This is a genomic window from Streptomyces spinoverrucosus (assembly GCF_006539505.1).
GTDB classification, from domain to species: Bacteria; Actinomycetota; Actinomycetes; order Streptomycetales; family Streptomycetaceae; genus Streptomyces; species Streptomyces spinoverrucosus.
This window is the reverse complement of record NZ_BJND01000078.1, coordinates 18472-39001: the sequence shown is the minus strand read 5'-3', so window position 1 is coordinate 39001 and position 20530 is coordinate 18472. Positions and strand designations below refer to the sequence as shown.

General features: G+C 70.7%; 21 protein-coding genes. 10 read left to right on the top strand and 11 right to left on the bottom strand.

Annotation, left to right across the window (positions count from 1 at the left end; genetic code table 11):
• From SSP24_RS36715 to SSP24_RS36705, 3 genes are all read left to right on the top strand, one after another.
• A partial coding sequence (locus tag SSP24_RS36715; protein WP_244951806.1) for a S1C family serine protease occupies positions 1-1487 on the top strand: 1487 nt, incomplete at its 5' end.
• Positions 1488-1686: 199 nt separating this feature from the next.
• Complete coding sequence (locus tag SSP24_RS36710; protein WP_141314616.1) at positions 1687-2127, top strand: sec-independent translocase; 441 nt, start codon at positions 1687-1689, stop codon at positions 2125-2127.
• Between the two features lie 239 nt (positions 2128-2366).
• Positions 2367-3029 (top strand): hypothetical protein, encoded by a 663-nt coding sequence (locus SSP24_RS36705; protein ID WP_141314614.1) that lies wholly within the window; start codon positions 2367-2369, stop codon positions 3027-3029.
• 141 nt (positions 3030-3170) lie between these two features.
• Here SSP24_RS36705 and SSP24_RS36700 read toward each other — a convergent pair whose 3' ends face one another.
• The 3 genes from SSP24_RS36700 to SSP24_RS36690 are packed head-to-tail and all read right to left on the bottom strand — an operon-like array spanning position 3171 to position 6241.
• Positions 3171-4304: an Mrp/NBP35 family ATP-binding protein gene (locus tag SSP24_RS36700; protein ID WP_141314612.1), complete on the bottom strand. Its 1134-nt coding sequence runs from the start codon at positions 4302-4304 to the stop codon at positions 3171-3173.
• A 43-nt stretch (positions 4305-4347) separates the two neighbouring features.
• Positions 4348-4962 (bottom strand): DUF1003 domain-containing protein, encoded by a 615-nt coding sequence (locus SSP24_RS36695; RefSeq protein ID WP_141314610.1) that lies wholly within the window; start codon positions 4960-4962, stop codon positions 4348-4350.
• Positions 4952-6241, bottom strand: coding sequence for a magnesium transporter MgtE N-terminal domain-containing protein (locus SSP24_RS36690; RefSeq protein WP_141314608.1), 1290 nt, complete (start codon positions 6239-6241; stop codon positions 4952-4954). The genes SSP24_RS36695 and SSP24_RS36690 overlap by 11 nt, the downstream gene beginning before the upstream one ends.
• 211 nt (positions 6242-6452) lie before the next feature.
• On the opposite strand from SSP24_RS36690, the gene SSP24_RS36685 reads away from it, so the two are divergent.
• Complete coding sequence (locus tag SSP24_RS36685; RefSeq protein ID WP_141314622.1) at positions 6453-7187, top strand: LolA-like protein; 735 nt, start codon at positions 6453-6455, stop codon at positions 7185-7187.
• Positions 7188-7196: 9 nt separating this feature from the next.
• Here SSP24_RS36685 and SSP24_RS36680 read toward each other — a convergent pair whose 3' ends face one another.
• Both SSP24_RS36680 and SSP24_RS36675 read right to left on the bottom strand, forming a co-directional pair.
• Positions 7197-7721: a hypothetical protein gene (locus SSP24_RS36680; protein ID WP_141314606.1), complete on the bottom strand. Its 525-nt coding sequence runs from the start codon at positions 7719-7721 to the stop codon at positions 7197-7199.
• 22 nt (positions 7722-7743) lie between these two features.
• Positions 7744-8859, bottom strand: coding sequence for a magnesium and cobalt transport protein CorA (locus SSP24_RS36675; protein ID WP_141314604.1), 1116 nt, complete (start codon positions 8857-8859; stop codon positions 7744-7746).
• Between the two features lie 481 nt (positions 8860-9340).
• Between SSP24_RS36675 and SSP24_RS36670 the strand changes: the two genes are divergently transcribed.
• Positions 9341-9925 carry a suppressor of fused domain protein gene (locus SSP24_RS36670; RefSeq protein ID WP_141314602.1) on the top strand — a complete coding sequence of 195 codons (585 nt, stop codon included), beginning with the start codon at positions 9341-9343 and terminating at the stop codon, positions 9923-9925.
• A 61-nt stretch (positions 9926-9986) separates the two neighbouring features.
• On the opposite strand, the gene SSP24_RS36665 is transcribed toward SSP24_RS36670, so the two are convergent.
• A complete protein-coding gene (locus tag SSP24_RS36665) occupies positions 9987-11198 on the bottom strand; it encodes an MFS transporter (protein WP_141314599.1) in 1212 nt (403 codons plus the stop codon).
• A 163-nt stretch (positions 11199-11361) separates the two neighbouring features.
• Here SSP24_RS36665 and SSP24_RS36660 point away from each other — a divergent pair, with 163 nt between their 5' ends.
• The 3 genes from SSP24_RS36660 (at position 11362) to SSP24_RS36650 (ending at position 13634) form a co-directional block, all read left to right on the top strand.
• On the top strand, positions 11362-12003 hold the full coding sequence (locus SSP24_RS36660; protein WP_141314597.1) for a DUF6758 family protein: 642 nt from the start codon (positions 11362-11364) through the stop codon (positions 12001-12003).
• Positions 12004-12108: 105 nt separating this feature from the next.
• Positions 12109-12966 carry a PHP domain-containing protein gene (locus SSP24_RS36655; protein WP_141314595.1) on the top strand — a complete coding sequence of 286 codons (858 nt, stop codon included), beginning with the start codon at positions 12109-12111 and terminating at the stop codon, positions 12964-12966.
• A 62-nt stretch (positions 12967-13028) separates the two neighbouring features.
• Positions 13029-13634 carry a MarC family protein gene (locus SSP24_RS36650; RefSeq protein ID WP_141314594.1) on the top strand — a complete coding sequence of 202 codons (606 nt, stop codon included), beginning with the start codon at positions 13029-13031 and terminating at the stop codon, positions 13632-13634.
• Positions 13635-13727: 93 nt separating this feature from the next.
• Here the strand turns inward: SSP24_RS36650 and SSP24_RS36645 are convergent, their stop codons facing one another.
• Positions 13728-13880 carry a DUF8834 family protein gene (locus tag SSP24_RS36645; protein ID WP_141314592.1) on the bottom strand — a complete coding sequence of 51 codons (153 nt, stop codon included), beginning with the start codon at positions 13878-13880 and terminating at the stop codon, positions 13728-13730.
• 223 nt (positions 13881-14103) lie between these two features.
• Here SSP24_RS36645 and SSP24_RS36640 point away from each other — a divergent pair, with 223 nt between their 5' ends.
• On the top strand, positions 14104-15000 hold the full coding sequence (locus SSP24_RS36640) for an NYN domain-containing protein (RefSeq protein WP_167529810.1): 897 nt from the start codon (positions 14104-14106) through the stop codon (positions 14998-15000).
• Positions 15001-15050: 50 nt separating this feature from the next.
• Here the strand turns inward: SSP24_RS36640 and SSP24_RS36635 are convergent, their stop codons facing one another.
• Positions 15051-15920 carry an alpha/beta fold hydrolase gene (locus tag SSP24_RS36635; protein ID WP_141314590.1) on the bottom strand — a complete coding sequence of 290 codons (870 nt, stop codon included), beginning with the start codon at positions 15918-15920 and terminating at the stop codon, positions 15051-15053.
• Positions 15921-16092: 172 nt separating this feature from the next.
• Entirely contained in the window at positions 16093-18426 is a 2334-nt protein-coding gene (locus SSP24_RS36630; protein ID WP_141314588.1) for a DEAD/DEAH box helicase, read from the bottom strand.
• 559 nt (positions 18427-18985) lie between these two features.
• Between SSP24_RS36630 and SSP24_RS36620 the strand changes: the two genes are divergently transcribed.
• Entirely contained in the window at positions 18986-19747 is a 762-nt protein-coding gene (locus SSP24_RS36620; RefSeq protein WP_141314584.1) for a ferritin-like fold-containing protein, read from the top strand.
• A 38-nt stretch (positions 19748-19785) separates the two neighbouring features.
• Here SSP24_RS36620 and SSP24_RS36615 read toward each other — a convergent pair whose 3' ends face one another.
• Positions 19786-20055 (bottom strand): hypothetical protein, encoded by a 270-nt coding sequence (locus SSP24_RS36615; protein ID WP_141314582.1) that lies wholly within the window; start codon positions 20053-20055, stop codon positions 19786-19788.
• A gap of 204 nt (positions 20056-20259) precedes the next feature.
• Entirely contained in the window at positions 20260-20487 is a 228-nt protein-coding gene (locus tag SSP24_RS36610; RefSeq protein WP_073940165.1) for a DUF3107 domain-containing protein, read from the bottom strand.
• Positions 20488-20530 lie beyond the last annotated feature (43 nt).

The window sequence follows — 20530 nt, the reverse complement described above, 5'->3', positions numbered from 1 at the left end:
AAGCCGTACCAGCCCCCACCCCGCCCCCCGTAACCGGCATGCCCGCGCCCGCGGTACCAGGCTCCGGACCGGCCGTACCAGCTCCCGCCCCAGCCGCACCGACCCCCGCACCAGCCGTACCGGCCCAGGCGCAGGCCGTACCGACCCCCACCCAAGCCGTACCAGCCCCCACCCCGCCCCCCGTAACCGGCATGCCCGCGCCACCCCCCACCACCGACACCCCACCGTCGCCAGCCTCACCAGACGCCCCCGCCTCCCCCAACCCCTGGCACCGCTACGACCCCTGGGCCGCCCCAAACCCCACCCCCGGCGCCGCAGTCGCTGCCGCCCCGCTTCAGCAGACCGGTGCCGCGATACCCACCGAGCAGCAGCGTCGTAAGCGGGCCAAGAAGATACTGGTCGTCGGTACCGTGCTCGTCGCCCTTGTGTCCGGCGGCGTCGGTGGTGTCGTCGGCGCGTATCTGGAGCGCAACGGCGGGGTCGAGCAGGTGGAGTTGCCGCAGGCCGGGCAGGAGGCCGCAGGGCGGGACGCCGACAGCGTGGCCGGGATCGCCGCGCGGGCCCTGCCCAGCGTGGTCACCCTGCACGTCAGCGGCTCCGGCGAGGCAGGCACCGGCACGGGCTTCGTGCTCGACGGCCGGGGCCACATCCTCACCAACAACCACGTCGTGGAGCCCGCCGGCGCGGACGGCGACATAACGGTCACCTTCCACAGCGGCGAGACGGCGAAGGCCGAGGTCGTCGGCCGGGACGGCGGCTACGACCTCGCGGTCGTCCGTGTCCGCGGCGTCAGCGGCCTCAAGCCGCTGCCCCTCGGCAACTCCGACAACGTCCAGGTCGGCGACCCGGTCGTCGCCATCGGCGCCCCCTTCGACCTGGCCGGGACGGTCACCTCCGGCATCATCAGCGCCAAGGAGCGCCCCATCACGGCGGGCGGCGAGAGCGGTGACGCCAGCGACATCTCCTACGTCGACGCCCTGCAGACCGACGCCCCCATCAACCCGGGCAACTCCGGCGGCCCCCTGCTCGACGCCCAGGCCCGTGTGGTCGGCATCAACTCCGCGATCCGTTCCGCCAGCGACGGCAGCGACCTGGGCGGCGGCCAGTCCGGTTCCATAGGTCTCGGCTTCGCCATCCCGATCAACCAGGGCAAACGCGTCGCCGAGGAACTGATCAACACTGGCAAGGCGACCCACCCGGTCATCGGCGTCACCCTCGACATGAACTACACCGGCGACGGCGCCCGCGTCGGCACCAAGGGCAGCGACGGCGACGCCCCGGTCACCCCGGGCGGCCCCGGCGACAAGGCCGGGATCGAGCCGGGCGACATCATCACCGAGGTCGACGGCCAGCGGATCCACTCCGGTTCGGAACTGATCGTCAAGACCCGCGCCCACCGCCCCGGCGACCGGCTGGAGCTGACCCTCCAGCGGGACGGCGAGGAACGGACGATCTCGCTGGTGCTCGGCTCCTCGGACGGCGACTGAGCGAACTCACACAGATCTGGAACTCACACAGATCTCGAACTCACACAAATCTCACAGACAGGGCAGCAAACCCCGGCCCACAAGGCAAACAGCGGGAAAAACGCTCACTTACCCACACGTGGGGGGCACGGGACGGTACCGATCGGACAGGATCGACGGGTACCGTGGACCCGGCCCGGGACACACAAGGAGCTTTCAGGTGTTCAATGACATAGGACCGCTGGAGCTGGTGACGCTCGTCATCCTCGCCGTGCTCGTGTTCGGTCCGGACAAGCTCCCGAAGGTCATCCAGGACGTGATGCGCACCGTCCGGAAGATCCGTGAGTTCTCGGAGAGCGCCAAGCAGGACATCCGGCAGGAACTCGGCCCGGAGTTCAAGGACTTCGAGTTCGAGGACCTCAACCCCAAGACGTTCATCCGCAAGCAGCTGGACAACGACGACCTGGGGCTGAAGGAGATCCGTAACGGCTTCGACCTGAAGAAGGAGATGGCCGAGGTCACGGACGCGGTCCACAGCCGCGACCCGGAGCCGTCCGCCGCCTCCGGCTCCTCGGGCGCCCGCGTCGACATGACGAAGAAGTCCGTCGACACGATGAAGAAGCCCGACGACCGCCCGCCCTTCGACGCCGACGCCACCTGACACCGGCGCGACACCCGCCCATCACCCGCGCCACCTCGTTGGACGCGAGTGCGGTGCGTCACAGCCTTCACGCGCCCCCCACGGCACGAACGCGACGTCCCTGCGACCCACGCGCCGGGCGTATTCCCGGCTGCCCGCAGCGGTGTGGATATGCTGCCGAGTTGTTGTGCGGACCGGACGAGTACGCCCGAAGGGGGGCGGGCCGTCCGTTCCGACGAGAGCGAGGAGGCGTCCGGGCAATGGAGACGACGAGTCGGGCAGTCGCGCAGGCGCCGGCCGCGGAGGGTGGGCAGCAGGTCCCCTCCGCCCGGCGTACGGCGGTCGACGGCTACCTGCGTGCGCCCTTCCCGTGGTACGGCCTTGACGAGGCGTTCACGGGCCCGCGCTGGCTGATGCAGGTGGGTATGACGGCCGACGGAGCCGTGGAGCACGGTTCGATCGGACACGGTGACGAGCCCTCGGTGCGTGCCGAAGGGGTCGCCGAGGAGCGGGAGCGGTTCGCGGTCGTGGTGACCGTCGCCGCGAATCCCGTGCGGCGCAGTGCCGACGGTACGGGGCTGCTGGAGGCGACATCGGTCTCCTCGGCGGCCTGGCTCGCGGGGGTGGGGCTGCTGTCCTTCACCTGGCCCGGGCAGATGGACCACAGTCTGCGGGACGACTGGCTGGAGCAGCAGACGGAGACGGCGTGGGTCCTCGCGGACGATCTCGCCGGTGCGGACTGGTCGACGTTGTCGCTTCCCGTCGACGGTGTGCCGACGCCCTTCCACTACCGGGAGTCCGAGTTCGGGTGGGTGCTCGCGGGGTCCACGCAGGAGGGGGTTCACCTGGGGGCGTATGGGCGGGGGATGAGTGCGTACGGGCTGGGGTTTGCGATGATCAAGGACATCGCCGAGTACGCGTAGGCCGAGCACTCGTGAGAAAAGGGGCGCCGTTGGGTTTCGGCGCCCCTTCGCCGTAGGGCTACAGGGTGTTCGGCGGCTGCGGGTCGTGTGTGGTTGTTCGCGCAGTTCCCCGCGCCCCTGAGGGCGTCACCCGTACGCCTGTCAGAACTTGTTGCGCGGCGTGATTCCCAGCGACAGGCCCGCAAGGCCCCGCTGCCGTCCCCCGAGCTTCCCAGCAATGGATCGCAGGGCCGCGCCCGCCGGGGAGTCCGGGTCGGTCAGGACCACCGGCTTGCCCTCGTCGCCGCCCTCGCGGAGGCGGACGTCGATGGGGATGTTGCCGAGGACCGGGACGTTCGTACCCGTGGTCCTGGTCAGGCCGTCGGCGACCACCTGGCCGCCGCCCGTGCCGAAGACGTCGACCATCTCGCCGCAGTGCGGGCAGGGCAGGCCGGACATGTTCTCGACCACGCCGACGATCTTCTGGTGGGTCTGTACGGCGATGGAACCGGCCCGCTCGGCCACCTCGGCCGCCGCCTGCTGCGGGGTCGTCACGACCAGGATCTCGGCGTTCGGGACCAACTGGGCGACGGAGATCGCGATGTCGCCCGTGCCCGGGGGCAGGTCGAGCAGCAGGATGTCCAGGTCGCCCCAGTACACGTCCGCCAGGAACTGCTGCAGAGCCCGGTGGAGCATCGGGCCGCGCCAGACCACCGGGGTGTTGCCCGGGGTGAACATGCCGATGGAGATGACCTTCACACCGTTCGCGGACGGCGGCATGATCATGTTCTCGACCTGGGTGGGCCGCCCGTCGGCGCCCAGCATGCGCGGCACGCTGTGGCCGTAGATGTCGGCGTCGACGACACCGACCTTCAGGCCGTCGGCCGCCATCGCCGCCGCCAGGTTCACCGTGACCGACGACTTGCCGACGCCGCCCTTGCCGGACGCGACCGCGTACACGCGCGTCAGCGAGCCGGGCTTGGCGAAGGGGACCTCGCGCTCGGCCTGGCCGCCGCGCAGGGCCGCCGCCAGCTCCTTGCGCTGCGCGTCGCTCATCACGTCGAGCGTGACGTCGACGCGGGTAACGCCGTCGACCCGGGAGACCGCCTCGGTCACGCGCTGCGTGATCGTCTCGCGCATCGGGCAGCCCGAGACCGTCAGGTACACGGTGACCGCGACCGCACCGTCCGCACCGATCTGAACCGACTTGACCATCCCGAGCTCGGTGATGGGCCGGTTGATCTCGGGGTCGTTCACCGTCGCCAGTGCTTCGCGCACCGCGTCTTCCGTAGCCATAAGGACGATGGTACGGCGCCGCACGCATCCCTCGGAAAGCCCGTCAGTGGTCGTCTACGTCACGCGCCCCTGACCGATCTGCCGGGAATACACGGTGACCGTTGGGGTGCCCGTCCTGGAGTTCCTTGACCATGTCGTGCAACTCGGAGCGGAGCCAGTCCCGGGTCGCGACCTCGCCGAGCCCGATGCGCAGGGCGGCGATCTCCCGGGTCAGGTACTCGGTGTCCGCGATCGACCGCTCGTTCTGCTTGCGGTCCTGTTCGAGGTCGACCCGGGCGCGGTCGTCCTGCCGGTTCTGGGCGAGCAGGATCAGCGGGGCGGCGTAGGAGGCCTGCAGGGACAGCGCCAGGGTCAGGAAGATGAACGGGTACTCGTCGAACCGCACCACCCGTGGCATGAGCGTGTTCCAGGCGACCCAGAGGATGACGATCACCGTCATCCAGACCAGGAACCGCCCGGTGCCGATGAAGCGGGCGATGCGCTCCGACAGCTTTCCGAAGGCCTCCGGGTCCCACTCGGGCAGGATCCGGGGCCGGCGAGGACGTGGCTGGTCGAGCCGGGCGCGCGGGCGCGTGGTCGCCGTGGCCCCGGCGGGCACGCGCTCCCGGCCGGTCTCGCGCCACGGCTCGCGCCGTACCACCTCGCGCTCAGGAGCCATGGGCGGCCACCCCCTCGCCCTCCTCGAGCTCGAACTCGCTCTCCCGCCAGTCCTCGGGCAGCATGTGGTCCAGTACGTCGTCCACGGTCACCGCGCCCAGCAGCGACCCGGACTCGTCGACGACGGGCGCCGCGACCATGTCGTACGTCGCGAAGAACCCGGCGACGAGGGGCAGTGCCGCGTCCGGGGCCAGGGGTTGCAGGTCGGCGTCCAGGATCGAGCTGACCAGGGTGTACGGCGGGTCGCGCAGCAGCCGCTGGAAGTGGACGGTGCCGAGGTACTTGCCGGTCGGTGTCTCGTCCGGCGGGCGGCAGACGTACACCTGGGCGGCGAGGGCGGGGGAGAGGTCGGCGTTGCGGACCCGGGCGAGGGCGTCGGCGACGGTGGCGTCGGGCCGCAGCACGATCGGCTCGGTGGTCATCAGACCGCCCGCGGTGCGCTCCTCGTACGCCATCAGGCGCCGCATGTCGGCCGCGTCGTCGGGCTTCATCAGGCTCAGCAGCCGCTCCTTCTCCTCCTCCGGCAGCTCGGAGAGCAGGTCGGCGGCGTCGTCCGGGTCCATCGCCTCCAGCACGTCCGCGGCGCGCTCCTCCTTGAGCTTGCCGAGGATCTCCACCTGGTCGTCCTCCGGCAGCTCCTCCAGGACGTCGGCGAGCCGGTCGTCGTCGAGGGCGGCGGCGACCTCGGCGCGCCGCTTGGGCGAGAGGTGGTGCAGGACGTTCGCCAGGTCCGCGGGGCGCAGCTGCTCGAACGTGGCGAGCAGACTTTCGGCGCCCTGACCCTGCTCCTCCAGGGAGAAGCCGGTGACGGCGGACCACTCCACGGTCAGCGTCTCGCCCTTGGCCCGCCGGAAGGCGCCGCCCTTCTTGCCCTTGCGGACGAAGACGCGGTCGATCTCCCAGTCGCGGCGGGCCGGCAACTGCTGCACCGACAGGTCGAGGACGGTGACCTCCTCGCCGGTCTCCATGAGCGTGACGCGCCGGTCGAGCAGTTCGCCGAAGGCCAGCCGCTCGGTGGGGCGCTGTTCGAAGCGGCGGACGTTGAGCACGCCGGTGGTGATGACCTGTCCGGACTCGATGCCGGTGACCCGGGTCATGGGCAGGAAGATGCGGCGGCGGGTGGTGAGTTCGACGACCAGCCCGAGCAGCCGCGGCGGCTTGCTGCCGACCCGCAGCATGACGACCAGATCGCGCACGCGGCCCACCTGGTCGCCGTTCGGGTCGAAGACGGCGATGCCGGAGAGATGCGAGACGAAGATCCGGGGGGCGCCCGCGACCATGGCTGCGCCTCCTTTTCCTGCCGTACGTTTCGTTTGCTCCGCTTGCGCGGAATTGCTCACTCGGATGGGCTTCAGGCTAGCCCGTCCCGATCGGATCCGCCCTGGTGAGCGGTCCGGACGGACTGGCTCCGCCGGCCGCTCGACGCACCGGTACGCTGCGGTACGCCGCTGGAGGACCGACGTCAGAAAGGCAGCACCATCTGTGACTGCGATGCGCCAGGGCCGTACGCGCCGGACCACATGGGTGAGCGCGTTGTGCGCACTGGTTGTGGCGGGGACGGGGCTGACCGGGTGTAGCAGCGAGGACCCGGACGCGGGCACGAACGGGGTCGGCAAACTGCCCGCCGACAAGATCCAGGCCACGACGCGTACGGCGGCCGAGTCCGCGCAGGCGGTACGGCTGGCGGGGACGGTCGTCGCGGGCGGGAGCACGTACAAGCTGGACATGCGCCTGAAGTCGGACGGTGGCACCGGGTCGGTCAGTGCGCAGGGGGCGACCTTCCAGCTGCTGCGGGTCGGTGAGGAGCTGTTCCTCATGGCCGACGCGGAGTTCTGGCACGACGGGCACGACGACGGGGACACGGCCGCGGCCGACAAGCTCGACGGCAAGTACGTCAAGGTGCCGAAGGGGGACCCCTCGTACAAGCGGTTCAGCGGCTTCACCGACAAGGACGTCCTCTTCGACAGCCTGCTGACCCTGCACGGCACCCTGGCGACGGACGGCCGCCACGAGGAGTCGGGCGTGCGCACCATCCGCATCACCGGCGACAAGGGCGCCGGCGGCACTCTGGATGTCTCCCTGGAGGGCAAGCCGTACCCCCTGCGTCTGGTCCGCGCGGGCGGCGCGGGCACGCTGACCTTCTCGGACTGGGGCAAGGACTTCCCCTTGGAGCAGCCCGCGAAGGACAAGACGGTGGACTACGGCCAGCAGCTGCCGACGTCGTAGTCCCCTGCCCTACTTGCGCCTGCTCTTCTTCTTGTTCTTGAAGAGCAGGCGCGGCAGCCCCGCGGGGATCGGCTCACGTGTCGTCGCCGGTGTCGGCAGCGGCGCCTCGGCCAGCGAGCCGTCCGGCAGCGGTGAGGTCGTGCCGGTCGGCTCCAGGCGCAGCACCCGGCACTCGCGGGCCCACCGCTCGGGCATCGCCTCGCCGTCGGTGGCGTTGAGCCGCTTGCCCTTCAGCTCGGCCACGGTCGCCTCCCACTGCTCGGAGCCGGCCGGCAGCTGAACCACCCGCGCCGTCCAGGCGACCAGCCGCCCGCCCTTGTCCTTGCTGCGGACGGTCACCTCGGCCGCGCCGCCGTCGGTCAGCCCCGGCAGCGGCTGCTCGCCCGGCCCGTCGCCGACCACGCAGGCCGCACCCTCGTGCCACACATGCCACAGCGCACGCGCGGCCGGCGCCCCGGCACCCCGCACCCAGATGAGCCCGGACTTCTTCGTGGCCTCCTCGACGAGGGCCTGGTCGAGCAGCTCGCTAGTCATGCAAGCAGCGTAGCGAGACCGCTCACAGCCAGCCGTTGCGCTTCAGTGTCCGGTGGATGCCGAAGCAGATCATCGCCGTGATGCCGAGCACCATCGGGTAGCCGAACTTCCAGCGCAGCTCGGGCATGTAGTCGAAGTTCATCCCGTACACGCCACACACCATCGTCGGTACGGCGATGATGGCGGCCCAGGACGTGATCTTGCGCATGTCCTCGTTCTGCGCGACGGACGCCTGCGCGAGGTTGGCCTGGAGGATGGAGTTGAGCAGCTCGTCGAAGCCGGTGACCTGCTCCTGCACCCGGGCGAGGTGGTCGGCGACGTCCCGGAAGTACTTCTGGATGTCGGGGTCGATCAGCCGCATCGGCCGCTCGCTCAGCAGCTGCAGCGGCCGCATCAGCGGCTGCACCGCCCGCCGGAACTCCATGACCTCACGCTTGAGCTGGTAGATCCGCCCGGCGTCGGTACCCCGCGGCGCGCCCTTCCGCCCCGGCGAGAACACCTCGGTCTCCACCTCGTCGATGTCGTCCTGCACCGCGTCGGCGACCGCGATGTACCCGTCGACGACGTGGTCGGCGATGGCGTGCAGCACCGCCGAGGGGCCCTTGGCGAGCAGCTCGGGGTCGTCCTGCAGCCGGTGCCTGAGCGCCCGCAGCGAGCCCTGCCCGCCGTGCCGGACGGTGATGAAGAAGTCCCGGCCGGTGAAGCACATCACCTCGCCGGTCTCGACGACCTGGCTGTTCGCGGTGAGTTCGTCGTGCTCGACGTAGTGGATGGTCTTGAAGACGGTGAACAGCGAGTCGTCGTAGCGCTCCAGCTTCGGCCGCTGGTGTGCCTGGACGGCGTCCTCGACCGCCAGCGGGTGCAGCCCGAACTCCGTGGCGATACCGGCGAATTCGGCCTCGGTGGGCTCGTGCAGCCCGATCCACACGAAGCCCCCGTCGCGCCGCACCCGGCGCATCGCCTCGTGCGGGGTGAGGGGGCTCGCGGTCTCGACGCGGGCGCCGTCGCGGTAGATGGCGCAGTCGACGACGGCAGTGCTGGTCTGGGGGTCGCGGGTGGTGTCGTACGCGCCGGTGTCCTTGCGCAGTGCGGGACGCGACGGGCGGACCGCGGCACGGAGGTCACGGATCATCGACATGGCAGGCTCCTTCGCGGGCGAGCAGCGTAAGGCCGCGGGCGACGGGTGGAACTGCCCGGAATGGGGACGTCCTGACTTGCGGATGTTTGGCACGTCCACAAAGCGGGGAGCACCGCACCGTTGCGGTGGCGAGCTTCGCTGCTGATTCAGCTGCTGATGCAGGTCATACAGATCAAGCAGAGGCAAAACGGAACGGAATGCTCTTCCGTCGAACACGCGGGAGATGCGCATGCGAGAGGTGGCGGCAGGCTAGAGCCAGAGCAACATCAGCGGCCGGAAGAGCGGGTGGTACTGCACGGTCGACTTCGGTCCATTGCAGCCCCACCTCCTCCGGCCGGTCCCTCGTAAGGGAGTGTCGTCGGCGTCGGGACTTGATCGCGACGCTTCTGCGTGCTGCCCCGAACCACCGGCCAAGAGTATCAGCAGACCTAAGTGTCAAGGCGCTGCTTTGCCCGGTCCTGACGAGTTCTATGCTCACCGCATGGCTGATGTTCTCCCACTGGTCGAGGCCAGGTTGCGCTCCGCGCTCGGCGAACCGGACGCGCGCGCCGCGGTCACCTTCCTCGGTACCGAGCGCATCGAGGTGCTGCGTTTCCAGGAGGGGGACATCGTCCGTTACGCCACCCTCGGCATGTCCGCCCAGCCCATGACGGACCCCACCGCGGTCCTCGCCGACCCCGTGAAGGGCCCGCGCGCCGAGCTGGTGCTCTCCGTACGGTCCGGGCTCGCCGACACCGACAAGGCGCTCCGTCCGCTCGCCGTCCTCGCCGCGTCCCCGCAGGTCGAGGGCGTGGTCGTGGCCCCCGGCGCCTCCCTGGACGTCGGCGAACCGCTGTGGCCCGGCGCCCCGTTCACTTCCGTCCTGGTCGCCGAGCCGGGCGGCCTGGTCGAGGATCTGGAACTGGACCCGCCCCTCGACCCCGTCCGCTTCCTGCCGCTGCTCCCCATGACCCCGAACGAGGCCGCCTGGAAGCGCGTCCACGGCGCCCAGGCCCTCCAGGAGCGCTGGCTGACCAACGGAACGGACCTGCGCGACCCGGCTCGCAAGTCGGTCCCGCTGGACTGACGACCGGGAGCACCGGGCGTAGCGGGCGTGAGGAAGCTCACCAAAATCCGTCCGGAAACGGTCAGTTGGCGAAGACGCCCACCCCGTCCTCCGTGGCGTGCCGCACTTCCAGCTCCTCCGCCTGCGCCGTCAGCGCCTTCCGCCGTACGACGACCACGGCCGCGCCCAGCACCGCCGTGACCGCCGCCACCAAGAACGGGACGTGAAGGTCGGTCCACTCCTCGATCTTCGGCGCGAGGTAGGGCGCGGCCGCCGCCGCGAACCACCGCACGAAGTTGTAGCCCGCGCTGGCCACCGGCCGCGGCGCGTCCGACACGCCGAGCGCCAGTTCGGTGTAGACGGTGTTGTTCACGCCGATGAAGGCACCGGAAAGAACGGTGCAGACGACGGCCGTCGCGTGGTCGCCGTAGCCGAGGACGAGTACGTCGAGCGCGAGCAGCACCAGCGAGCCGCCGAGCACCTTCAGCGAGCCGAACCGCGCCTGCATCCGCGGGGCGACGACGACCGAGAAGACGGCGAGCAGCACACCCCAGGCGAAGAACACCGCACCCGACCGGTACGGGGTCATGTTCAGCACGAACGGCGTGAAGGCCAGCACGGTGAAGAACGTGTAGTTGTAGAAGAACGCCGATACCGCCGCCGAGGCGAGACCGCCGTGGCCGAGCGCCTTGAGCGGGTCCAGCAGCGAGGTCCGGCGCGCGGGCCTCGGCTGCTCCTTCAGGAACGCCGTGATGCACAGGAACCCGACCGCCATCAGGAACGCGGTGCCGAAGAACGGGTAGCGCCAGCTGGCGTCCCCCAGCAGCGCGCCCAGCAGTGGCCCGCACGCCATCCCGAGGCCGAGCGCGGACTCGTACAGCAGGATCGCCGCAGCGCTGCCGCCCGCCGCCGCGCCGACGATGACCGCGAGGGCCGTGGAGACGAACAGCGCGTTGCCCAGCCCCCAGCCCGCGCGGAACCCGACGAGTTCACCGACCGAGCCGGAGGTGCCGGACAGGCCGGCGAACACCACGACGAGGGCGAGCCCGAGCAGCAGCGTCCTACGGCCGCCGATGCGGCTGGAGACGAAGCCGGTGAGCAGCATCGCGATCGCGGTGATCAGGAAGTACGAGGTGAAGAGCAGCGAGACCTGGCTGGCCGTGGCGTCCAGACCCTGGGCGATGGACGGCAGGATCGGGTCGACGAGCCCGATGCCCATGAAGGCGACGACGGAGGCGCCGGCGGTGGCCCAGACCGCCTTCGGTTGCCGTAGGACTCCCGTGCTGCTGTGCATGCGTGGGCTCCCTTGCTGACGGTGGGAAATGGTTGGCGTATGCACACAATAAATTAGGTTAGCTAATTAATGCAAGCTACATCTAATGGTTTGCGATGCCGGTTCCCCCCGGACGGGTGATCGTCCTTGACGTGGCGCAGCAGGGGTAGGACCGTGGGGCCCTATGAGGGGCGAACCCAGTTGCCCGAAGTGTGGTGGCCGGGTCAGGGCTCCCGGACTCTTCGCCGATTCCTGGCAGTGCGATGTGCACGGCACCGTGCATCCGCTGCAGCCCGTGATCCCGCCCAGCGTCGAGGCCCTCAGCGTCGTGGTGGCGCGCACACAGGTACCGGTGTGGATGCCGTGGCCCCTGCCGGTCGGCTGGCTGTTCACGGGTGTGGCCTGTGCCGGTGACGATCGCAGCGGTGGCCGTGCCACCGCGGTGGCCTGCTCGGGGCCCGGGCCGCTCGGCGGCATAGGTGAACTGATCCTGGTCGCCGAGGAACTCGGCGTCGGCCTCGGCGCCCGGTACGCCGGGATCGACGGGCCGGACCCGGGACCGTACATGAACGTCGAGAAGCCGCCCCAGGTGAAGGTCCTCGCCGCGGGGCGGCCCACGCCGCTGTGGCTTGTCTCCGGGGCGCCGACCGATCGGGCGGTGTTCGCCGGGGAGGCCATGGGGTTGTGGCTGTGGGCCGTGGTGTGGCCCGAGCAGTCGGGGCTGCTGATGTACGACGAGCTGGTGCTGACGGATGTGCGGGAAGCGGGGGCGGAGGTGGAGCTGGTGCCGTGCGGTGCGCTCTCGCCGCGCTTGCTTGAGCCGTAGGGCGCCCGCGTCCCTTGCCGGCGTGAAGGCTCTTACCGGCGTGCACGGGTCGCTCGTTTATCCTTGGGACGTCCTTTCCGTCCCGTCACCGCTGGAGTCTGCGTCGTGCGAATAGATCTGCACACCCACTCCACTGCCTCCGACGGGACGGACACGCCCACTGAGCTGGTGCGGAACGCCGCCGCTGCCGGGCTGGACGTCATCGCTCTCACCGATCACGACACCACCCGGGGCCACGCCGAGGCGATCGAGGCGCTGCCCGAGGGGCTCACGCTGGTCACCGGGGCCGAGCTGTCCTGTCGTATCGACGGCATCAGCATGCACATGCTGGCCTACCTCTTCGACGCCGAGGAGCCAGCGCTGCTCGCCGAGCGGGAGCTGGTGCGGGACGACCGGGTGCCGCGGGCCAGGGGGATGATCGCCAAGCTGAACGAGCTGGGCGTGCCGGTCACCTGGGAGCAGGTCCTGCGGATCGCCGGAGACGGGTCGGTGGGGCGGCCGCATGTGGCGTCCGCGCTGGTCGAGCTGGGTGTCGTACCGAGTGTCGGCGATGCCTTCACACCGGACTGGCTGGCCGACGGCGGGCGGGCCTACGTGGAGAAGCACGAGACCGATCCGTTCGAGGCGATCCGGCTGATCAAGGGTGCGGGCGGCGTCGCCGTGTTCGCGCATCCGGGGGCCGCCAAGCGGGGGCGTACGGTGCCGGAGTCGGCGATCGTCGAGATGGCCGCCGCCGGGCTCGACGGCATCGAGGTCGACCACATGGACCACGACCTGGACACCCGGGCGCGGCTGCGCGGGCTGGCCAAGGAGCTGGGGCTGCTGGTCACCGGGTCCAGCGACTACCACGGCAGCCGCAAGACGGTCGCGCTCGGCGAGTACACGACCGACCCCGAGGTGTACGGGGAGATCACCCGGCGGGCGACGGGCGCGTTCCCGGTGCCGGGGACCGGCGGAGCCTGAGCGCACGACCCTCACGCCCCTCGTCCCAGGTTTCATCTCAGCGCAAGGCCAGTACTTCCGTCATGTTCGACCTCGCCGTCTTCGGCTCTCTCTTCCTCACCCTTTTTGTCATCATGGATCCCCCTGGGATCACCCCGATCTTCCTCGCCCTGACCGCGGGGCGGCCCGCCAAGGTGCAGCGGCGGATGGCCTTCCAGGCCGTCTGTGTCGCCGGTGGCGTGATCACCGTGTTCGGGGTGCTGGGGCATCAGATCCTCAACTACCTGCACGTCTCCGTGCCGGCGCTGATGATCGCCGGCGGGCTGCTGCTCCTGCTCATCGCGCTCGACCTGCTCACCGGCAAGACCGACGAGCCCAAGCAGACCAAGGACGTCAACGTCGCCCTCGTACCGCTCGGCATGCCGCTGCTGGCCGGGCCGGGCGCGATCGTGTCGGTCATCCTCGCCGTGCAGAAGGCGGACAGCGTCGGCCTCCAGGTGTCGGTCTGGACCGCGATCCTCGCCATTCATGTGGTGCTGTGGCTGGTCATGCGGTACTCGCTGCTGATCATCCGGGTCATCAAGGACGGCGGTGTGGTCCTGGTGACGCGGCTCGCGGGCATGATGCTGTCCGCGATCGCCGTGCAGCAGATCATCAACGGGGTCACGCAGGTGATCCAGGGCAGCTGAGTCCCCTGCGGGCATACACGCCCTGCGGGCATACAGCAGGGCCCCGTACGGCGTGTCCGTACGGGGCCCTGAAGCTTCGATGCGGGATCCGCGTTACGAGGCCCTGGTCTCGGCCGGGCGGATCCACAGTCGCTGTCCGATGGCGGCGGCCTGCTGCACGATCCGGTTGACGGAGGCGGCGTCCACGACGGTCGTGTCCACGGGCGTGCCGTCCACGTCGTCGAGTCGCATGATTTCGAAGCGCATGGCTTCTCCCTTCGTCTGGTCATCCTCCTGAGGAGAACTACTGGGATGGCCGGAAGGCGGGGGTGCCTCCGGTTACATACGTATGCAACGGCCTGCTTGTTACAAACATTCCCTACGCTAAAGAAATTTTTCGAACGTCTAATTACTACTGGGTAAGCACGTCTCTCTGAGACTAACCGGGACCGGTTGTGTTCGCAGCGTGACCGACGGGACAATAGAGATGATGAACGACGACCTCGCGGCCCTGGCCGCCCGCATCGACCGCACGAACGAGCTGCTCGCGCGCATGCTCGCCGAGGTGGCGAAGACGCCCTCGACCCATGCGATCTTCGTCGACGCGGGGTATCTCTACGCGGCCGCGGGCCGGTTGGTCGCCGGGACCGAGGACCGGCGCGCCTTCGACCTCGACGCCGAGGGGCTGATCGAGGCGCTCATCGACAAGGCCCGCCAGATCTTCGCGGACAGCCGGCTGCTGCGGGTCTACTGGTACGACGGCGCCCGGCGCCGCATCCACACCACCGAGCAGCAGTCCATCGCCGAACTGCCCGACGTCAAGGTGCGCCTGGGCAACCTCAACGCCAACAACCAGCAGAAGGGCGTCGACTCACTCATCCGCACCGACCTGGAGTCCCTCGCCCGGCACCGCGCCATCAGCGACGCGGCACTGCTCGGCGGCGACGAGGACCTGGTGTCGGCGGTCGAGGCGGCGCAGGGGTACGGGGCGCGGGTCCACCTGTGGGGCATCGAGGCACCCGAGGGCCGCAACCAGGCAGAGCCGCTGCTGTGGGAGGTCGACAGCCAGCGCACCCTCGACCTCGACTTCTTCAAGCCGTACGTCTCCCGGCGCACGGCCGCCGTCTACGAGCCCACCGCGGCCGCCCGGCCCGCCCGCGAGGACGTCCGCTTCGTCGGCGCCCAGATCGCGGCGAAGTGGCTGGCGGCGCGGGGGCGGGATTCGCTGGTGGAGCTGCTGCCCGGACATCCGTATCTGCCGGGGTCGGTGGACCAGGATCTGCTGGTGGAGGCGGAGGGGCTGCTGCAGTATTCGCTGCGCGGGCAGGCGGATCTGCGGCGGGCGCTGCGGGACGGGTTTTGGGAGCATCTGCAGACGCAGTACTGAGCCGGTGGGTGGGTCTGCCTAGCCCGGTGGGCCTGACCCGTTGTGCGGGTCTAGTCCGTCGTGTGGGCCGTGTCCCAGAAGTTGGCGATTGCGTGGGCCGTCGGCAGGGGCTGTTCTGCGTTCGGTGAGTGTTCGGCGTCCTCGATGACCGTGCGGTGGGCGTGCAGTCGTACGGCCATGTCGTCCAGGAGCGGCAGCGGCCAGGTGTCGTCCCGTACGCCCGACAGGACGTGGAACGGCAGCGGGACGGCGGCGAGTTCGGCGACGCGGTCCGGCTCGGTGGCCAACTGGCGGCCGGTGGCGATGAGTTGAGCGGGCTTGTTGCCGAGCCAGCGGCGGCGCAGGAGTTCGGGGCCGCCGATGCCGCGGGCCGGGCCGCCGACCTCCTCCGGGGGGCCCATCGCCTCGATCACCTCCCAGACCTCGGCCATCGTCATCACCGCGAGCGCGTCGCGCAGCAGCTTCACGCGCTGTTGCTGGGAGACCGAGATCTGTGCCGGGCCGGACGACATGAGGGTGAACGAGACGAAGGGGGAGTGGTCCAGCAGGACCGCCGCACGGGCGATCTGGCCGCCCAGGGAGTGCCCGAGGAGATGCAGGGGCGTGCCCAGGGCCTCGGCCTGTGCCAGGACGTCGCGTGCCAACTCCGGCTGGGCGTACGCCGTTTCGTCGTGCGCCGGTCCGTCCGACTCGAACTGTCCCCGCCCGTCCACGGCCACCGTCCGGTACCCGCGCGCCGCGAGCGGCCCCTGCATCAGCCGGAAATCCTCCTTGCTGCCCGTGAAACCGGGGACCAGCAGGGCCGTGCCGCGCGGCTCGACGCCGGGGGCGACCGGCACGTCCACGACCGCGAAGTCACCGCGTGGGGTGTGGAGGGGGTAGGCGCGGGCGCCGGGGGGCGGGGTGGCGGGCGTGGTCACGGGGTGAGGGTAGCGGGTGGGGGTGTGTGGGGGTATGTGGGGGAGGGCTGGGGACGGGAACTGGTTGCCACGCGTTGCGTCGGGGCGTCCGTCGCTCGCCCTTTGCCGCAATGCCGAACGCCGACGGCCCGGTCCCACGGTGAGGTGGGACCGGGCCGTCGGGTGGCGTTGATCAGCTCTCCGCTGCCTCGGCGGTCGCCGTGGCCTTGCGGGTGCGGCGGCGCGGCTTGGGCTCCGGCTCCTGCGTGGCCTGCGCCGGAATCTCGGCGGTCAGCTCCGGGGCGGGGGCGGTGGCCTTGCGGGTGCGGCGTACCTTCGGCTTGGCCTCCGCGGCGTCGGCATCCGCTTCGGGTGCGGTGGCGGCCGTCTTGCGGGTGCGCTTGGGCTTGGCCTCGGCGTCCTCGGTGGCGGCTGCCGTCTTGCGGGTGCGCTTCGGCTTGGCCTCCGCGCCTTCGGCGGTGTCGACCGCTGCCTCGGCCGGGGCGGCCGCCGTCTTACGGGTCCGCTTCGGCTTGGCCTCGGCGTCCTCCGTGGTGGCGGTCGCCTTGCGGGTGCGCTTCGGCTTGACCTCCGTGCCCTCGGCCGTGTCGACCACTGCCTCGGCGGTGGCCGTGGCCTTGCGGGTGCGGCGTGCCTTCGGCTTGGGCTCCTGCTCCGGCTCCGCCACGACGGCCTCGGTGGCTTCGGTGGCCTCGGTCGGCTCGGCGGTCTTGCGCGCGCGGGTCCGCTTCGGCTTGGTCTCCGTGCCCTCGGCGGTCTCGACCGCTGCCTCCGCCGCTGCGGCAGCCGTCTTACGGGTGCGCGTGCGCTTCGGCTTGGCCTCGGTGGCCTCGGCGGTGTCGACCGCTGCCTCCGCCGGGGCGGCCTCGTCGGCCTGCGGGGCCTCGACGGTTGCCCCCGCCTCGACGGCCTCGACGGTCTCCACGGCCTGAACGGGCTGCGCCTGCGCCGACTTGCGCGTGCGGCGGCGGCGCGGCTTCGCCGGCGTCTCCGTGGCGTCGCCCTCAGCCGTCGTCACCGCGGTCTCTGCGGACTCCGCGGCCTCGGTTACCGGCGACTCGCCCACGGCCGTGGCCGTCGCCTCCGCCGGGGCGCCGGCCCGGGTGCGGCGCCGACGGCGCAGGGTGCGCGGCGCGGCGGCGTCCTCCGTGGTCTCCTCGGCGGTCGTGGACTCCGGGGCCTCCGTCGCGTCCAGCGCCGTACCACCGCGTGTACGGCGGCGACGCCTCGGCGTACGGGACGAACGCTCACGGTCGGCGGAACGGGACTCGTCCCGGCCGCCCCGGCCACCGCGTCCGCGCCCACCGCGGCCGCCCGGCTCGCCCAGGTCCTCCAGCTCCTCCGCGTCAAGCCCGGCGCGCGTGCGCTCCGAGCGCGGCAGGACGCCCTTGGTGCCCTCGGGGATGCCGAGCTCGGCGTACAAGTGCGGGGACGTGGAGTACGTCTCCGGCGGGTCGTTGAAGTCCAGCTCCAGCGCCTTGTTGATCAGCTGCCAGCGCGGGATGTCGTCCCAGTCGACGAGGGTGATCGCGATGCCCTTGTTGCCCGCGCGGCCTGTACGGCCGATGCGGTGCAGGTACGTCTTCTCGTCTTCCGGCGACTGGTAGTTGATGACGTGCGTCACACCCTCGACGTCGATGCCGCGGGCGGCGACGTCGGTGCAGACGAGGACGTCCACCTTGCCGTTGCGGAAGGCGCGCAGCGCCTGCTCGCGGGCGCCCTGGCCGAGGTCGCCGTGGACCGCGCCGGAGGCGAAGCCGCGCTGCTTGAGCTGGTCGGCGAGGTCGGCCGCGGTGCGCTTGGTGCGGCAGAAGATCATCGCCAGACCGCGGGTCTCGGCCTGCAGTATGCGGGCGACCATCTCCGGCTTGTCCATGTTGTGCGCGCGGTAGACGTGCTGCGCGATGTTCGCGACCGTCACGCCCTCGTCGTCCGGCGCGGTGGCGCGGATGTGCGTGGGCTGCGACATGTAGCGCCGCGCGAGACCGATGACCGCGCCCGGCATGGTCGCCGAGAACAGCATCGTCTGGCGGCGCACCGGAAGCATGTTGATGATCTTCTCGACGTCGGGCAGGAAGCCCAGGTCGAGCATCTCGTCGGCCTCGTCGAGGACCAGGCACTTGACGTGGCTGAGGTTGAGCTTCTTCTGGCCGGCCAGGTCCAGCAGTCGGCCCGGGGTGCCGACGACCACGTCGACGCCCTTCTTCAGGGCCTCGACCTGGGGCTCATAGGCCCGGCCGCCGTAGATCGCGGTGACGCGTACGTTGCGCACCTTGCCCGCGGTCAGCAGATCGTTGGTGACCTGCGTGCACAGCTCGCGCGTGGGGACGACGACGAGGGCCTGCGGGGCGTCGGTGAGGGCCTCGGGCTGCGCGCGCCCGGCCTCGACGTCGGCGGGGACGGTGACGCGCTCAACGAGCGGAAGGCCGAAGCCCAGCGTCTTGCCGGTGCCGGTCTTGGCCTGGCCGATGACGTCCGTGCCGGAGAGGGCGACGGGGAGGGTCATCTCCTGGATGGGGAACGGGGTGACGATGCCGACGGCCTCCAGGGCCTCGGCGGTCTCGGGGAGGATCCCGAGCTGTCGAAACGTCGTAGTCAGGGTGCTGCCTCTTCTGTGTGCGCGGTACGAGGCGAGCGCGGGGGTCGTGTCTGACCGTGCCAGGGACGTCGGCCGCCGTAGGGGCGCGCCGTAGGACACGGGACCTCTGCCAACGCTCCAGCGTTCGTACCGCTGAGGGGGTCCCTCCGATCGTCGTACGCACAGTGCCGTACGGTCAGGGAGGGCTGTCGGGTCGGAGCCGATCGGGCCACCGACCGGGCATCCTCATACGTGCGGCCTGTCGAGATACGGCGAAGACGTCGTCGTACCAGCAGGCGCATTACCACCATACCCCGGAATCGCGCACATGCGATGGCCGATTCGGTGACGTAGTCATCGTCACACTGGGGCGCGGTGCTATAGGCGTCGTCTGCGCGCTTTCCTTCGGGCCGTCGTGCGCTTTCCTTCGCGGCGTCGTGGTCACACGATTGACCAGGGACTTCCACCTCGCGGCGAGCGGGCTATTGTGCGCTTCATGACGACCTCTGACAAGCCTGAGCCCGCCGCCGAGACCGCCGACGCCGCAGCACACACCGGGGTCGCCGCCCAGGACTGGGCGACCGCCGCCACCGATCCGCAGTACAAGGCCGCGGTCGTGGACCTGCTGGGCGCGCTCGCGTACGGGGAGCTCGCGGCGTTCGAGCGGCTCGCGGAGGACGCCAAGCTGGCGCCCACGCTGGAGGACAAGGCGGAGCTGGCGAAGATGGCGTCGGCCGAGTTCCACCACTTCGAGCGGCTGCGCGACCGGCTCACCGAGATCGGTGAGGAGCCGACCGCCGCGATGGAGCCGTTCGTCGCCGCGCTCGACGGCTTCCACAAGCAGACGGCGCCCTCGGACTGGCTGGAGGGGCTGGTCAAGGCCTACGTCGGCGACTCCATCGCCAGCGACTTCTACCGTGAGGTGGCCGCACGGCTGGACGCCGACACCCGCTCCCTGGTGCTGGCCGTGCTCGACGACACCGGCCACGCCGGGTTCGCCGTCGAGCGGGTGCGCGCGGCGATCGACGCCGACCCGCGCGTGGGCGGGCGGCTCGCGCTGTGGGCGCGACGGCTGATGGGTGAGGCCCTGTCGCAGTCCCAGCGGGTGGTCGCCGAGCGCGACGCCCTGTCCACGATGCTGGTGGGCGGCGTCGCCGACGGCTTCGATCTCGCCGAGGTCGGCAAGATGTTCTCCCGGATCACCGAGGCGCACACGAAGCGGATGGCCGCGCTCGGGCTTGCTGCCTGAGGGCGTTGCCTAACGGCGTCGGCGGGTGCGGCGGCGGCTCAGGCCGTCGCCGATCGTCGGCGGAGTCTTCCCGCCGGGCGCAGCAGCAGGGAGAGGGACGCGGCCGAGACGATCGCCGCGCCGAGGAGCACCAGCAGGAAGCCGCCGGCCTCCAGCGCGCTGTGCGTGAGGAAGGCGCCGAAGAGGGCTCCGGCGACACCGGTCGACAGGACCAGGGGGCGGGCCGGAAGGCGGTGCGGCAGGCGGGCGGCGTAGACCCATGACAGGGCCAGGCCGAGAATCGCGGAGCCGAGTGCTTCCAAGAGCATGTCAGGGTCCTCCCACATGGCCGGCCTGCCCGAAACAGTCGTAGCCCGTCATACCCCTGACCTGCGGAATGCAATCCTTCTCTGTGCGGGAGGTGTGCTCCGTCTGTGAAGACGTGCGCGAGGCGTCGCAACGGTCGAAACGGGAGGGCCCGGCGGCTCGTACCAGCCGCCGGGCCCTCCCGTCCGCTTCTCTCCGCAGCCCGCCTACAGCGCGCCGAAGCCCACCTTGCGCGGTGCCGGCTCGCCGAGCTCGACGTACGCGAGACGGTCGGCCGGGACCAGGACCTTGCGGCCGTGCTCGTCCACGAGGCTGAGCAACTGCGACTTGCCGGCCAGCGCCTCGGCCACCACGCGCTCGACCTCCTCGGCACTCTGACCGCTCTCCAGAACGATCTCGCGCGGCGCGTGCTGAACGCCGATCTTGACCTCCACGGCTATGTCCCTCCGAACGGTCAGTGAAGTGCGCGGGCGTCCG